Annotated in this window: 12 protein-coding genes; 6 read left to right on the top strand and 6 right to left on the bottom strand. The window is 70.0% G+C overall.

Annotated features, from left to right (window positions below; translation table 11 throughout):
- Positions 1 to 352 precede the first annotated feature (352 nt).
- Complete coding sequence (locus AB0B55_RS24620) at positions 353 to 1153, bottom strand: helix-turn-helix transcriptional regulator (RefSeq protein WP_357134616.1); 801 nt, start codon at positions 1151 to 1153, stop codon at positions 353 to 355.
- 122 nt (positions 1154 to 1275) lie between these two features.
- Between AB0B55_RS24620 and AB0B55_RS24615 the strand changes: the two genes are divergently transcribed.
- On the top strand, positions 1276 to 1725 hold the full coding sequence (locus tag AB0B55_RS24615) for a VOC family protein (protein WP_357174264.1): 450 nt from the start codon (positions 1276 to 1278) through the stop codon (positions 1723 to 1725).
- A gap of 110 nt (positions 1726 to 1835) precedes the next feature.
- Positions 1836 to 4532 (top strand): AAA family ATPase, encoded by a 2697-nt coding sequence (locus tag AB0B55_RS24610; RefSeq protein ID WP_357174102.1) that lies wholly within the window; start codon positions 1836 to 1838, stop codon positions 4530 to 4532.
- Between the two features lie 68 nt (positions 4533 to 4600).
- On the opposite strand, the gene AB0B55_RS24605 is transcribed toward AB0B55_RS24610, so the two are convergent.
- The 5 genes from AB0B55_RS24605 to AB0B55_RS24585 all read right to left on the bottom strand — a co-directional run bounded on the left by AB0B55_RS24605 (position 4601) and on the right by AB0B55_RS24585 (position 8235).
- On the bottom strand, positions 4601 to 5281 hold the full coding sequence (locus AB0B55_RS24605; RefSeq protein ID WP_357174099.1) for an SRPBCC family protein: 681 nt from the start codon (positions 5279 to 5281) through the stop codon (positions 4601 to 4603).
- Positions 5233 to 5739, bottom strand: a complete 507-nt coding sequence (locus AB0B55_RS24600) for an SRPBCC family protein (RefSeq protein ID WP_357134611.1) — start codon at positions 5737 to 5739, stop codon at positions 5233 to 5235. The genes AB0B55_RS24605 and AB0B55_RS24600 overlap by 49 nt, the downstream gene beginning before the upstream one ends.
- 295 nt (positions 5740 to 6034) lie before the next feature.
- On the bottom strand, positions 6035 to 6892 hold the full coding sequence (locus tag AB0B55_RS24595) for a hypothetical protein (RefSeq protein WP_357174096.1): 858 nt from the start codon (positions 6890 to 6892) through the stop codon (positions 6035 to 6037).
- A gap of 205 nt (positions 6893 to 7097) precedes the next feature.
- The gene (locus AB0B55_RS24590) at positions 7098 to 7532 is read right to left on the bottom strand and encodes a hypothetical protein (protein ID WP_357134609.1); all 435 of its coding nucleotides are present in this window, start codon (positions 7530 to 7532) and stop codon (positions 7098 to 7100) included.
- Between the two features lie 217 nt (positions 7533 to 7749).
- Positions 7750 to 8235 carry an HIT family protein gene (locus AB0B55_RS24585; RefSeq protein WP_357134607.1) on the bottom strand — a complete coding sequence of 162 codons (486 nt, stop codon included), beginning with the start codon at positions 8233 to 8235 and terminating at the stop codon, positions 7750 to 7752.
- A 283-nt stretch (positions 8236 to 8518) separates the two neighbouring features.
- Here AB0B55_RS24585 and AB0B55_RS24580 point away from each other — a divergent pair, with 283 nt between their 5' ends.
- The 4 genes from AB0B55_RS24580 (at position 8519) to AB0B55_RS24565 (ending at position 15449) form a co-directional block, all read left to right on the top strand.
- The gene (locus AB0B55_RS24580) at positions 8519 to 10324 is read left to right on the top strand and encodes an AfsR/SARP family transcriptional regulator (protein ID WP_357134605.1); all 1806 of its coding nucleotides are present in this window, start codon (positions 8519 to 8521) and stop codon (positions 10322 to 10324) included.
- Positions 10325 to 10326: 2 nt separating this feature from the next.
- On the top strand, positions 10327 to 11784 hold the full coding sequence (locus AB0B55_RS24575; RefSeq protein WP_357174093.1) for a toll/interleukin-1 receptor domain-containing protein: 1458 nt from the start codon (positions 10327 to 10329) through the stop codon (positions 11782 to 11784).
- A 186-nt stretch (positions 11785 to 11970) separates the two neighbouring features.
- The gene (locus AB0B55_RS24570; RefSeq protein ID WP_357174090.1) at positions 11971 to 14142 is read left to right on the top strand and encodes a protein kinase; all 2172 of its coding nucleotides are present in this window, start codon (positions 11971 to 11973) and stop codon (positions 14140 to 14142) included.
- The gene (locus AB0B55_RS24565) at positions 14139 to 15449 is read left to right on the top strand and encodes a hypothetical protein (RefSeq protein WP_357174087.1); all 1311 of its coding nucleotides are present in this window, start codon (positions 14139 to 14141) and stop codon (positions 15447 to 15449) included. The genes AB0B55_RS24570 and AB0B55_RS24565 overlap by 4 nt, the downstream gene beginning before the upstream one ends.
- The last annotated feature ends 1 nt before the right edge of the window (position 15450 follow it).

Below are 15450 nucleotides of genomic sequence, written 5' to 3'. Positions count from 1 at the left end.
AATCTGCTGCACACCGGTCCGCCACCGCGACTCCGGAGGCCCTCCGGTCCCGTCGTTCTGGCCCTGCATGTTCCAGGACGCCACGATCAGGTCCCGCGCTACCGCTGCCGCCGGTATCGGCGGTTCCAGGGGCGAACAGAACCGGAGACACCGTCGTCATTGCGATGATCGCGGCCAGCCGCCTGCGCACCACGCCCACGTCAGATCCTCCAGCACTCGACCACAACGACGATGCGGTAGCGGAGCTCCGTACCGCATCGGTAGGAATTACCTATTCGGGCAGGGGGAATTGGCCGGCGTGCGCTCCGCCGCTGCCTCCCAGGGTTCCTTCGTACAGACCGGAACCGTGTCGTCAACCCAGTCGATCCAGTCTTTCGCGAGCGGCGGTGTGGGGCCGAGGTGTGAGGACCACGAGTCGCAGGTCGGTGTTCTGGGTGGTCAAGACGTTGGCGTCCAGCGGGATGGCGCCCACGTCCGGGTGTACGGCGGTCTTGTGCGCGCTCTCGTGATTGGCCACCGCGCCGAGGGCCCAGAGCTGGCAGAACCTGTCGTTCCCGGCCATCCGCGAGATCAGTGCCGCCACGTCGGGATCGTTGGGATAGCGGGCGCTGGTGGCGCGCAGGTCGGCCACCAACGACTGCTCGAAGTAGGCGCGTTCGGTGTCGGTCTGCCGGACTCGGGGGTTTCGGGACTCGAACTGGATGATCAAGGCGTTGCGATCGTCGGCGGTGGCGCCGGCGGGGTCGCCGAAGACGGCCGCGAACAGCCGGTTCCAGTGCAGCAGCCGCCACACGGCGTCGTAGACGGCGGCCGGGGTGTCGCCGAGGTGGTCGATGACGCGGTGCAGGCTGCTGGGGATCAGTTGGGGTATCCGGTCCGGGGCCGCGGCGAAGCCGGCAAGGCGCATCAGGTGCGCCTCCTCGTTGTCAGAGAGTCGTAACGCGCGGGCCAGGGAGGTGCACACCTGCGCCGATGGTGTGGCGGCCCGGCCCTGTTCGAGGCGTGCCACGTATTCGGGGGAGATGCCGGCCAGCGCTGCCAGCTCGCCGCGTCGTAGCCCGACGACGCGGCGACGAGAGGCGTTCGGGATACCGACAGCGGCCGGGTCCGTGCGATCCCGCCAGGCCCGCAGCGCGGCTCCGAGGTCATTCATGAACCCCATGATCCGCTATCGGTCCGGGGAACTGGGTGGTACCAGCGGTACGCGGAAGACCTGTGCCTTCCACAGTGCTGGCTCGGCGCTACAGGATGGGGATCATGAGCAGAGTGACCAGAATGCATCACATCGGAGTGCCGGTCAGCGATTTGGCGCGGTCGGTGAGGTGGTACGAGGACGTCCTCGGCATCGCGCCGAACGGCGTGACGATCTCGGCGACGAACCCGGCGATCGGTGCGGTTGTCGAGGTCGAGAACGCGTCGATGCGGGCATCCTTCGCGTTGGCCGGTGACAACGTCCTGCTGGAACTCATCCAGTACGACAGCCCGCAGCCAAGGCCCTTCACCGGGCGCAACTCTGACGTTGGGGTGATGCACCTGTGTTTCGAGGTCGACGACCTCGACTCGGCGCACCGCGACCTGGTGCGGCGGGGCGTGCACGTCAACGCCGATCCGGTCGTGCTCCAGGACGGCGACGGCGTCGAAGCGGGGGCGTTGGCCGGGACGAAGATCCTCTATCTCCGTGACCCCGACGGCATCCAGCTGGAACTGTTCGAGTTGCCCGCGTAGGGCGCCGACTTCCGACCCGGCACCCGTCCCGGTCGGTGCGCTGCTCCGGATACCATCGGTGGGGCCGAACAACCGGAGGGCACCATTCGTCCGGCGACACGCAGAAGCTGATGACAGATATCAGGTCGGGATTGTTCGTCGCCCGCGAGGCGGAGTTGGGCGAGATCGCCGCGGTGACGGCAGCCGCGGCGCGGGGCCGTGGCGGGGCGATGCTCGTTCTCGGTGATGCGGGGATCGGCAAGTCGACGCTCATCGGTGCGGCCGCTTCGCGGCTCGACGGATGGCGGGTGCTGCGGGCCGGTGGTGTCGAGTTCGAGAGCGAGCTGCCCTACTCGGCCCTGCACCAGTTGTGCGCGCCCGTGCTCGACCACCGCGCTGGACTCCCCGTGCCGCAGCGGAGCGCGCTCGACGCGGTGTTCGGGCTGCAGGCCGGCGTCACGCCGACCCCGATGCTTGTCGGCCTGGCCGTTCTCGGCCTGCTGAGTGCCGTAGGCCGGCGCAGGCCGGTGTTCTGCGTGGTCGACGACGTGCAGTGGATCGACGCCGGCTCGCGGCAGGTACTGGCCTTCGTCGCGGCACGCGTTGCGGCGGAGCGGGTCGCCATGGTGTTCGCTGGCCGTACCGCCGCCTCGGTATCGGGGCTCGGTCGCCTGCCCGCCCTCACTCTCACCGGGCTCACCGATTCGGAATCCCTCACCCTGCTGCGGTATCGGGCGCCGTTCGGCCACGAGGAAGCGATCGTGCAACGGATCCTCGCCGAAGCGGCCGGCAACCCGCTCGCCCTGGTGGAGTTCGCCCGCGACGCCGGACCGTTCGGGCTACCCGGGGAGGCCGGGCACCGCGCCGTGGAACACCGGTTCGTGAGTCGGTTCCTGCGGCTGCCGGCACCCACGCGCTCGGTTCTGGCGCTGGCCGCGGCGGAGCCGACAGGCGACCTCGTTCTGCTGCGCCGCGCGATGGCGATTCAGGGTCTGGACGCCGTGGACCTGGCCGCGGCCGAGGACAGCGGCCTGTTGGTGGCCGGGCCCCGGGTGCACTTCCGGCATCCGTTGGCGCGTTCCGCGGTGTACCTGTCGACTGGCGCCAGGGCGCGACGGCAGGCGCACGCATCGCTCGCCGCCGGTACGGACGCCGACATCGATCCCGACCGTCGCGCCTGGCACCAGGCGAGCGCGATCGATGGCCCGGATGAGGAGACCGCGGCCGAGCTGGAGCGTTCGGCCGGACGAGCACAGCGCCGCGGCGGACTCGCGGCAGCGGCCGCGTTCCTCGAGCGCGCGGCCCGACTGACACCCGGCCGGTCACGGCGGGCCCGCCGGTTGTTGGCCGCGGCCCGGGCGCGGTTGGGCTCGGGGGCGCCGTCTGCCGCCCGGGAGTTGGTGGACGAGGCCGAGCGTCTCCATCCGGACCCCGCCGACCGCCACGCCGCGCGGCTGCTGCGCGCCACGATCGACTATCACGTGGCGCGCACCATCCCGGCGACGATCGCGCTCATCGACGCGGCCGACGGCGTGGGGCCCGACGAGGTCCGCGAGACCTACCTGGAGGCTTTCGCGTCGCTCATGTTCAGCGTCGACGAGCCGGGGAGGTTACGGCGGCTCGCCCTGCACATCCGGGAACGGGTACCCCAGCGTCAGCCGCCACGTCCGGTTGACCTGCTGCTGCGGGCATTGGTCGAGCAGCATCTGCGCCCGGTGGACGAGGCGATGCCCATGATGCGCCGTGCGGTCGACGCCTTCCGGGACCACGCCCGCACGCCCGGCGCGGATCCGTGGTGGATGGAACGTGCCTGTGTGTTGAGCGTCGACATCGGTGACAGCGATGCTATGGAGCAGATCGCCGACCGTCAGGTGGAACTCGCCCGGGCGCAGGGGGCCTACGCGATCCTTCCCCATGCGTTGCGCTTCCAGGCGGTCGCCCGGACGATCATGGGTCGCTTCGCCGACGCGCAGGTCTGCATCATCGAGGCGCGTGCGGTCGACGAGGCCGCCGGGACGTCAAACCTCGTCGGGTCCGACCTGATGCTTGCCGCCTGGAGCGGGGACGTCGAACGGTTCCGCGAGATCCGGGAGAAGCTGCGCGACTGGGTGGGGGTGAAACCCACCGCGCTGCACTACGCGATCGGCGTTCTGTGCAACGGCAGCGGCGACCATGAGGCCGCGATCGACGCGTTGCTGCTCGTACGGGACCAGCACCGGCGCGGGGCGTACGCCGCCTCCGTCTTCCACCACGAGCTGGTCGAAGCCGCCGCCTACGTCGGACGTCCCGAAGAGGCCAAGGATTCGGCTAAATGGATCGGGGAGGTCGCACGGGTCAATCCGAACGCGTGGACGACCGGTGCGCATCTACTGGCGAGTGCGCTGCTCGACCCGGGGCTCGGCGCGCAGGACCACTACCGTGCCTCGATCAGCCGGTTCGCCGGGAGCCGGATGCGAGTCCACTACGCGCGTGCCCGACTGCTCTACGGGCAGTGGCTGCGACGGGTCGGCCGTCGCGCCGAGGCGCGGGTGGAGCTGCGCGCCGCGCACGAACTGCTCTCCACCATCGGCGCGCGCGGGTTCGCCGGCCGCGCCGCCCGCGAACTGGACGCCATCGGCGAGTCGACCCTGGCCGACGACGCCGATCCGCTCGCGGGGCTGACCGCCCGCGAACTACTCGTCGCCCGCAGGGTTGCCTCCGGCGCGGGCACCAAGGAGGTTGCCGCGCTGCTGTTCGTCAGCCCGCGAACGATCGACGCCCACCTGCGCAACCTCTACCGCAAACTGGGCATTACCTCACGCCGGCAGCTCCGAGAACTACTCCGCTGACGGAGCCGGGCCGACCGAGCGACAAAGGGGCCCCGCCGGTACGAGACCGGCGGGGCCCTTGGGTCACGTCAGCGCCGGGCGCGATCACACTCCCGTTCGGCACGCGACTTCAGCTCCGTCAGCCACGTCTCCAGGCCCGCCCCGAGAGCCACGGTGGAGAAATCGACGTCCTGCTCGACCTGGTCACCGCGCCACGTCTCCTCGGTACGCACGAGAACCCGGCCGTCGATCTCGGTGAACGTCCACACGTGCACCCCCTCGTCGATGCGCAGCCCCGCACCGATCGCCGGGCCGTTCCAGCGAAGGCACCTCTGGTGCTGAAGCTGCCGGACGGTGGAGGTGACGACGAGGGTCGTGGCGGGATTCAGCGCGGTCTCGAGGACCGGTGTCGTCCACCGGAACGACGAACCGGGACGCAGTGGGCCACGATCGAGCCGCTTGCTGGACAAAACGGGCTTCTGCCACGACGGCCAGCGTTCCACGTCGGTCTGCAGCTTCCAGACGGTCCGTAGCGGAGCGTCGATCGTCGTCTCCGTCCGATAACGAATCTTCGCCGCCGCGTCGACTGTCCTTCCCGCACATTGCACCGTCGCGGCCTCGGAGCCGCCATCGCGCCTGGCACCGGCCTGAGCCGGCGCACCTGCGGTGCCCACGAGACCGGCCACGACCACTGCCGTCGCGACGGCAAACACACGATTCTTCATGAGGCGGCCACCGCCTCGGCGGTGCCCTTGAGTCGTTCCAGCCACCTGGCGAGGGTCGTGTCGAGGCCCTCCTGGAACGGCCCAGGGTCGGCATCGACAGGCGGGCCCGCGAAGGACTCCTCGGTCGACACCTCCACACCGTCGCCGGCCGGAGTGAGCGCCCAGACGTGGACACCGAGGACCCCGTCCGGTCCGTCGCCGTATCCCCGCCACACGAGGCGCTCGCGCGGCCGTACCTGAACGATCGTCGACTCGATCTCCATGCCCGCGGCCGACCAGCGGAACACGGAGCCCGGGGCGAGCGGGCCGGGTGTTTCCACCCGTGCGTACGGGATTTCCGGCAGCCAGGTTGTCCATGCGTCGATGTCGGTGAGGATCCGCCACACGGCTTCCGCCGACGCGGTCACCGTGACGCTGTGGCGGCTGACCACCGGGGCCGACACGTCAATGCCGGCCTCGTTGGTGTCCGTAATGTTCTCCATCGTGAAGCCTCTCTGCGTCACCGACCATCTGATCGCCGGGCAGGAGAGCGAGCCGCTGGATCCGCACCCGGCAGATGCGATCGTGCCAAGACGGCAACCGCTACACATCGGCAAGAATTACCTAGTTCGCGGTACGTGGGCCGGCCACGGTGAAGGTCCTTACCTCCCTGCCTGCTGCCGGCCTCAGCCCGGCCGGTTCTCGTCGAGTCGCAGCGGCGCTGCGGTCCGGCAGCGCCCGCGCCCAGACAGCGTCGCCGTCGCCGGCGGGGTCGAGATGCTGCGGGGATCAGACCGAGTCGTGGTATCCCACGCCCGATCACCCGCCGAGGTGGTCGAGCACGGCTTGCGCGTTCCGGACCACGACCGCGATCCTCTGCTGGGCGGCGCGCAGATCCTGGGCGTGCGCCTGAATCATCGCGGTCTGGTACGCGGACTCGACTGAGAACCAGACGCCCACGACGTTGTTACGGGTCTTGCACGCCACGTCCGCGGTCGCGGTCCGCTTCTCGGCGGTTGAGGGCGTGGCCGGGCGCAGATCCGCGGCTGCCGCAGCAGTCAACGGGTCGACGTAGTGGTAGCCCTGTTCGTGCATGCACGCAGACCATCTGCCGAACACCTGGCGCATCCGGTCGTCCGCCCGCGCCTGCTCGAAGGCGTTGAAGTCGATCGAGGTGACGAGGTGCTCGGCGATGTCCTCGGGGCTCGTGAGCTGCAGTTCGCGGCCCGCCTCGCCCGCGCAGCCGCCCGCGGGCACCTCGTGCCCCTGGTAGGTGCGGGTGGGCTGGCCGGCTGGCGCCGGGCGGCCGTCCTCGCTGCCGGTCCAGACGAGCATTTCGGCGGGCGGCACGGCGGCACCCGGCTTGGTGCGAGCGACGCTGCCTTCGCCCGGTGCGAGGTGGTACCCCCACCTGGCGGCGACGGCCGGGTCGGTGACGCCGTACCGGCGCGACATCGGTTCAGGGCCCGCGCCGCCGGTGGCTGCGGCGGGCTGTCCGCGATCGATCCCGAAGCGTCGCATGCAGTCGTTGACCAGGATGGATCGAGCCCGGTCCAGGGTGACGCGCTGCTCGCCGTCGAGCCGGTACGCCGCGATGGGCAGGACCAGTCCCGCGGCACCGTCGGCGCCGCGCATCTCGGTGACGGCGGGCGGACTGGTGATGGTGATCCCACCCACGCCAACACGCTCAGCTGTGCCGTCCGGGTCGGGGGAGCAAGCCGCCGCGGTTGCGAGCAGCAGCATGAGTGCGCCCCACCGGGCGGTTCTTCGTCCGTGCGATGCCATGTTCGCTGCCCCCGGCTGTAATCGGTGGCACATGACGCCGCGGCGACAGAGCCGACGGCGTCACGTGCCACGAGGGTTTGACGTGTCTGGATGATGGCTAGTTGGGGGACCAGGAAAGCGACCGGTTGTCGTTGGTGAGACCGGCGAGGTTGTACGGCGCACTGCCCGCATCGCAGCAGACGCCCAGCGCGTACGACGGGCCGGTCATGCCGGGCTCGGACCAGATCACCGGCCGCCACGTCGTGTCGTAGTTCGATGCCGAGCCGGCGTTGTTCCAGACCCGGGTGCCGTGGCCGGACCCGGACGGCCCGAAGTAGAGAGCCGGGCTCTTCATGTCGTTGATCAGGCCGTTGAGGCAGATGGAGGCGCCCTGCTGCTGTTGCCCGTAGTAGAGGACGACCGGACCGCCGGAGCGGACGGTGCAGTTGGTTTCGACCCCGGCCGACGCCGATTCGGGGAAGGCGATCAGCGTGGTGCTGCAGGCGGTGGCCGCAGTCACGAGTCCGTGCACGACTTTTCGGTTGAGTTTCACGGTTTCCTCCCTTGGTGCCTGGTCATACGGCCAGGCATTCGCATATTGGTCCGGTCCTTATGCCTTTCCGCTGGCGATCGTCGATGAGCGGCCAGCGCATGGGGCAAACGTTGAGATCCGCGGAGGCATTGAGTGGACTGGCCACCGCCGCATTTCCCGTACGCGGTCGGTGGCTTACCCGCGTGGCGAGGCGCAGTTGACCGTCATGGTCCGGGTGTCAGACCTGGCCGACATGTCGTCCCCCTGCTGCGGGCCGAGACGCCCGGGAACAGGGCGGCATGGCGGCCTGGATCCGTTCAGCGGTCCGCTCAAGCCGGGCGCTGTCGATTGTGGGTGCCCGCGCCGGCCAGATGGCCTGGATCGGGTCATCGTGCCAGCGGGGAACCAGGTGTATGTGAAGGTGCGGGATCGTCTGTGAGGCAGCCTGGCCGGCCGAAATGATCAGGTTCAGACCGTCCGACGCAAGTGCCTCTCTGATGGCATGGGACACGTCGAGAACGGTGTCCATCAGCGGCTGGACGTCCTCCGAGGCCAAGGCCCACAGGTCGGTCACGTGCCTGCGAGGTATCACCAGCGTGTGCCCGGCGGTTGCGGGTAGCAGCGGGACGAATGCCATCGTCTGCGGGGTTTCATAGATCCGAAGAGCCGTTGCCGTGCCGGCACCGATCTGGCAGAACACGCAGGTCCCGACGTCGTCGTTCATTCGTTCGCCCCTCTTCCGCCGCATGCTCCCATCAGAAGCGAGAGTCGAATTTCTCCGGCATCGACGTGTTCACCGTTCTGGTATGCGGCGCTCCCATACCGCGCCCGACTCTGCTTCAGTCGAGGTGGAAGGGTCGACGTGCGGTGGAGGGAGTGAGGGCGCCATGCCGATACCGCAGATGTGCCTTCCGCCAACGAGCAGGGTGGTCTGGGCGGCCCGAATTGCCGAGGTGGTCGAAACGATGACCGCGTATATTCGGGTTCTCCCATGGCTGGAGGCTCCAGTGAAGTTTTCGGTGCTCGGTCCGCTGCGGGCTCTCCGGGACGGCCGCCCTGTCGTCCTGCGTGGTCATCGGGAGCGAAGGATTCTGGCGGGGCTGCTGACCAGGCCGAACGGGCTGGTGACGCACGATCGGCTGGTCCGGGTGGTGTGGGACGACCCTCCCTCGACAGCGCGACGACAGCTGCAGAACTGCGTCTGGCAGTTGCGGCGTCAACTCCACGGAGAGGCCGAAGGAGAGCGGATCAGTGGAGCCCCTGAGGGCTACCAGATCAACGTCGAGCGGAGCGACCTCGACGCGCTGGTCTTCGACAAGCTCCTCGACGAGGCTCGTCGGCTCAGCGGGCGCCACCAGGACCAGGCGGCGATCGACGCGTACGACGAGGCACTCAGCCTGTGGCGCGGAGCGGTGGCGCTCGACGGGGTGCGGACCTCGTGGATCGAGGCTTGGGCGGCCAAGCTTGACGAGCGCCGGATCTGCGGCCTGGAGGAGCGGGTGGAGGTCCACCTGCGATTGAGTCACCACCAGGCGATGGCCTCCGAACTGACGGGGTTGGTCGCCGAACACCCACTGCGGGAACGACTCGTCGGGCAACTGATGGTCGCGCTGTACCGCGGCGGTAGGCAGGCAGACGCCCTCCGGGAATACCAGCATCTGGCCCACCGGCTCACCGAGCTGGGGCTGACTCCCAGCCCGCACCTGGGACGGCTGCAGGTGATGATCCTCCGCAACGACGCGGCCCTGGAGATCAGCTCTCAGTCGCCGGGGCATCCGCGAGGCCGGTCTGCCGTGGCGCTGTCCCGGGGAGCGGACCCGAATCCCGTCCCACTGCCCGCGGCGTGGCTTGCGTCGACGCCGCCGGACCGCTCGGTTGACGGTGCGCCACCGTTCGAAGAGCTGCTGCGTCGGATGCGTCAGGCGGCGCAGACGACCAGCCCTCGGGTGTTGCTACCGACCCTCGCCGCGCAGGTGCGGACTCTGCGAGGGCTCGCCGAGGTCAGCATGCTGGCCGAACGCCTGGAGATTCTTCACCTGGCCGCCCGGTACGCCGAGTTCACCGGTTGGATGGCACAGGAGGCCGGCGACGACGCGGCCTGTCTGCGATGGACCCGCACCGCTGTCGCTCTTGCCGAGGCTGGCGGTGACCGGGATTTTGGCCGGTTGTTCGCAATCCGTCAGGCTGACATCGCCCTCTACGACGACGATCCGGCGCGCACCTTGACCGCTGTCGCGCCAGTGGTGAGGGACGCGAACGCTCCGCCGCAACTCCGGCGGCTGGCGATGGAACGGGTCGCTCAGGGCTCCGCCCTCATCGGCAGGTCGGACGACTTCCACGCGGCGGTGGTGGAGGTGGGTCGGGCGCACCGACAGTTGGCCGGCGGGGCGCAAGTGTTCGGGTCGGGCAACATGCCGGATCCGGCGGCGATCGTGCAGGGGTGGGGGCTGGTCGATCTCGGGTCGTACCGGGAGGCGGCGCACATCCTCGACCGGGAGGTGCTCAGGATCAGCCCGGCGGCGGGCCGGGCCCGCGCCCGGTACGGCGTTCGCCGACTGCTCGCCCACGTCGGCGCCGGCGACCTCGATGCGGCCCTGGAACTCGCTCCGGACGTGCTGGACGGCATCGAACTGGTCGACTCGGCGACCATCCGGACCGACCTGCGCCGACTGCGTCGGCTGCTGGCCCCCTGGTACCAGGACCCCACGGTCGCACCGTTGACCGCCCGGCTCACCGAGGTCCTGAGGCCGTCGGCGCGAGCCGACACGTACGGACTTGGACCGGCCGACGATTCCACCCGACGGATCGCGTGAGCATGAGCGGCATCTTCGTGAACTATCGTCGCCACTTTCGCGAGGCCGGCGACGGCAGCGAACCCGCTCTGGTCGAGGCGCTCGCCGACCGGCTCCGGCGGCACTTCGGGGACACCGAGGTGTTCCTGGATGTGGAGTCCATCCCCGTCGGCGAGCGGTACCCCAACCAGCTCCGGGCCCGGCTGAGCGACGCCGAGGTGCTGATCGCCATCATCGGTCCCGGCTGGCTGGCGGAGACCCGGCATCGGGCGACCTGGCCGGCGAAGGACTGGGTCCGCTGGGAGATCGCGGAGGCGTTGCGGCTGCCGGGCACGGTTGTCGTCCCGGTCCTGCTGGGCGAGACTCCTGTCCCGGTGGCGGATGACCTTCCGGCGGACATGCGCGAGCTTCCGGCACGCCAGTCGCAGCGTATCCGGCACGGCACGTTCCGCCTCGACGTCACCCGGTTGATCGAGGCGCTGGAGGCGCACGTCCACCCGACCTGGATTCCGCCCGAGGAGCCCGCGAAGAAGTCCGGGGTTTCCGGACGGCTGACGAGGATTCTCGCCGGTGCGGTCGGACCAGCGATCCTCGCCGCCTTTCCGTACTACTACTCACGAGCAGAAGAACCACATTCGCTCGGTGAGATTTTGCAGACCTACGCACTGGCGGTCTTTTTCGTCGCCCTGCTGCCTGTTGCCCTCTTGGCTGCGGCGTTGCATCTGGCGGAATCCTTGAACAGGTTCGAACGCGCCGTCGTGGTAGCGAACCCGGCAGCCCTGCTGCTGGGGCAGGGCATGGCGATGACCTTCGTCCTGGGATTGATTCTTGGTGTGGTGGTGGCCCCCTATGCGACCGGGGAAAGCCTCAGCTTCCTGATCTCATTTGTCCTGGTGTTTATGGCCATGCCGATTGTTGGTGGCTATTACCTCATCCTTGAGCAGGCTGCACGGCAGTGGCCGCCGGCTGTCCCGGCCCGCGGTGAGGCCGCCGGTGGCCGCGCCCTCCGGGTGATGGCACAGTACCGGCAACGTTCGGCCTCCCGATCCTTGCCGTTGTCCCGCCTGGAGCGCGATCAGACCGCGTGGCTGCATGGGCGCCTCGAGGAGGCGATGGAAGGTCTGCGCGAGGAGACCCGGCGAGGCTGGGTCAACCAGATCAAGTCGATGGACGTTTTTTTCATCCTTCTCATCTCGCTTCAACTTCCGACCGTCACTCTCCCCGCCCTGTTGCTTCCGTGGGCATTCAGTCGTCAGGGTGCGGGCCCGGTCTGGATCCTGGGCGGTGTCGTGGTGGCTGTTGTTGTCCCCATCCTCGGACCGATGGCGTGGGTGTTGTACGTGCGCATAAAACGACTGCGGACCGACCGGATCGCGGATGAGATCGACTCGTTCCTGCGCGAGCTTGAGACCACGCTGGCCGCCGGTCATCAGTCGGTGGCCGTGGGTTCGCACCCGCTGTCCATAGGGGATCCGCCGTGAGTAGGGCTGGCGCCAGCGCGACGGGTCACCACGCCACGACGCGATCGAGCGGGCGGTAGGCGGCAGGTGAACCCGCGACCGCCTGCCGAGGGTGACGTGCCGCCGACGCGCCGCGAGACCGATCGGGCCGTCGACCCCGGGCCACAGGTTCCCGCCACACGCCGGGAGCACCCGGCCGAGTCCGCTGTGGCCGTACCGGTGAGCGCCGGTCTGCTGCGGCTGCCCGACCGGGTGTCGGGCTGGTCGGTCCTCGCGGCGTTGCCGGCGGGCGCGGAGGCCGACGTCTTTCTACTACGCGACGCGGCGGGCGACGACCGGGTGTTGAAGATCTACCGGCCGGGGATCGTCATCGACGAGGACGCGGTCGACCGGCTGATCGGGCTGCGCAGCGAGAGGTTGGTGACGCCCATCGACTTCGGCGTCGCTGAGGGCCGGCGCTGGGAGCTGACCGAGTATCTACCGGCTGGCACCCTGGCGGACTTCATCGGCCAGGACCCCCGCCCGGTGCCGCCGGAACTGCTGCGGCACGTGGTCGCCGAGCTGACCGAGGCGCTCGGCGAACTGCACTCGGCGACCATCGTGCACGGCGACCTCAAACCGTCGAACATCATGGTCCGGAGCCTTCCTCCGGACCTCGGGCTGGCGCTGGCCGACTTCGGACTGAGCAGGTACCTCGGTCCAGCATCGGTGCGATTCACCAGCCGCGGCGTGACGTTCGCCTATGCGGCGCCGGAGAGTTTCGCCGGCGCCTACTCCCCGGCGGGCGACTGGTGGGCCGTCGGTGTGGTGGTCCGGCAACTGGCCACCGGCCAAGCCCCGTTCGAGGGTCTCGACGAGCGGATCATCCAGCACGAGGTGACGGTCCGGGGCGCATCCGTCGACGGCGTCGCGGACCACCGGCTGCGGCTTCTCTGCGAAGGGCTCCTGGTCAGCGACCCGGACCATCGGTGGGGTGAGGCGCAGGTCCGGCGGTGGCTGTCCGGCGGATCGCCCGAGGTGCACCGTCCGGCCTCGACGCGACGTGCGACGCCGCTGATCCTGAAAGGGGTGCCCTACCGCACCCGCTCGGAGGTCGCACGCGCGATGGCGGCCCACTGGAGCGACGCGGTGGACATGTTCCTGCGACGCGTCGGCACGCGAAGAGACCCCGGCGAGGGGTGGCGCGTGCTGCGCGCCTGGCTGGAGCAGTTCGACGACGATGTCGACGAACGGATCCGGCTGATCGACCAGGCGTTGACCCACCCGGATCACACCCCCGATGTGCGAATGGTGCACCTGCTGCGCTGGCTGGACCGGGGGCAACCGGCGACCTACCTGGGGCTACGAGTGGGGTCGGAGCACCTTGCCGATGTCGCGGCTGTGGCGGTGCGGGAGCCGGACGGCCGGGCGGCCTCGGCGGTGCGTGACCTGTGGCGGTACTCGCTCCTGCCGGTGCTCGCCGACTTCGGCGACGGCCAGGCCCTGGTGCAGGTGGACGCCCGTTGGCGGAGCTCGGCACAGGACCTCGACGCGCTCGCCACCCGGGTCGATCTGCCACCACAGGCTACGTCGATGCTGGCGGCGCGTCGAACCGAGCACCGGGCCGTCCTGCTCAGCGTCGCCGCCGATCCGGATCGGTTGCGACCGCTGCTGGACGGCGCGGTTCGGGATCGCGAAGAGGTCACCGAGCACCTGGACTGGTTCGAGGCACTGCCTCCGGTGACCGACGTGGCCAGCGCGCTGTGTGTGTTGACGGTCGTCCCCGCCGCCGTGCAGGAGTGCGCCGGCATCGTCGAGGCCCGTACCCGGGGACAGCGCGTTCTCGACGAGGAACTGAAGCAGCTCAGGGCCGGGCGGCCGAAGGCCCTGTCGCTCGCCGCGGCGGCCTCCATGATCTGGGCGCTGGTCGTCGCCGCTCCCGTGTTCCTGCCCCATTTCTCTCCCGACCCACGTCTCGTGATCAGAGACATGTCGATCCCCGTCGCGGAATGGCTGGTGCCCACCCTGGCCGAGGTCGGCCTCGCGGTGCGGACTGGATCCTTCTACCATCCGCGCTGGTCCGCGCTCGACCGAATGCGGTGGCTGGTCCGTCGCGTGCCCACCGGCTGGGCGGCGCTTCGCAGGGGCGCCAACCGGGTCCGGGGCGGCGCTCCGCCGCTGCTGCTCGGTGTGCTGGCGTTGGCCTGCTGCTGCGGCAGCCCGTTCCTCTGGTCGGCAGCGCTACTGGCCGTCGCCATGGTCGCGCTCATCGGGCCGGTGGTGCATCTCGGCTGGACCGGCACCCGGATATGGCGTTTCGGTCAGGTCCGGCGACAACGAAGCCGTGAATTGCTCGGCAGCGAACCCACTGAGCGGCGAGACGGGGGCGAAGCGGAATGAGCGCTGGCAGTGTGGTGGTGTTCCCGGTGGCGGCCGTGATCGGCGCCGCAACCATCGTCGGAATCCGCGCCACGGCGGCACTCGGCGAGCTACTCCAGGTGAGCCCAGCCGAGGCAGCCGCCCGCAACGCGCGGATCCGGGCACACACCACCGCACGGCGGCAGGCCGTCGCCGCCCAGGAGTCGCAGCGGGACCAGGCCGTCCACGCCTGGGAACTGCGACTTGAACGCCGGGCCGCCGCCCGGGTCGACGCGGCGTATGCGGCGTCCGCCCTCGCACAGCAAGGACTGCCGGCGGAGCCCGCGCTGGCTGAGCCCTCCGTCTCGGCGTCCGAATCGGTCTGGGACGCCTGGTGCGACGACGTCGACCGGGTCCTGGCGGGAGTGTTCAGGCGCGCCGCCGCCGCCCGGGCGGTCACCGCGGCACGGGGTCTCGCGGACCTGCTGCCACCGGTGTCGGCCGCGGCGCTGCGGACCGCGGCGGACGGGATTGGCGAGCCAGAGCCGCTGCCCGGCGGTGGTTCGGACCCCGCCGCCGCCGTGGTGCGCATCCTCGCGGGCCTGCACCCGATGGCCGCCGCCGAGGGCCGCGCCAGAGCCGAGGCCGCCGCCGCTGACGTCTGGCGCCGGCCCGACGAGCGACGGCCGCGCCTGCGGCAGGTGCAACTGCGGGTGCAGGAGGCCAACAAGCTGGTGCGGGTCCGGCGCTCGGATGCCGTCGTCGCGGCGGAACTGCTGGACGCGATGGAACCGTACGCGGCGCAGCAGGATCTTGACACCGGCGCGCTGGACCGGGCCAGGGCGGGCCTCGTCGACGTGGTGTCCGGCCGGGCGGAGCTCAACGACCAATTGTTGAACGAGGTTGAGCAACTGCGGTCGGAGATGGAGGAGCGAGCGTTGGCGATCGCGGTCCAGGACGCTGTGGCGGACGCGCTGACCGAGCTGGGCTACAGCGTGGGCACCGAGTTCAGCGTCGGGCAACCCAGCACGGGCAGGCTCGCGGTGAGCCGACCCGACGACGCGGACCACCTGGTGCGTTTGAAAGTCGACGCAAGGGCACGCAGGATTCAGTCGATGGTCTACCGGACCGGACCCGGCGAGAACCCCCACGCCGACACGGCAGCCGAGCACCGCTGGTGCGCCGACCTCGAACAGGCACTGGCCACTCTCCGGGAGGCCGGATTGCCGTGCGCGCACACCGAGCTGCGTCACCCGGGCGCCGAACCCACGCCCCGCACGGCGCCGCAGCAGCGCACTGAGCCCCGGCGGCGGCTCAGAAGCCGCGAGGCGGAGGGAGACATACGGTGAT

This window comes from Micromonospora sp. NPDC049107, assembly GCF_040648595.1.
Taxonomy (GTDB): Bacteria; Actinomycetota; Actinomycetes; order Mycobacteriales; family Micromonosporaceae; genus Micromonospora.
This window is presented reverse-complemented; position numbering and strand designations above follow the sequence as displayed.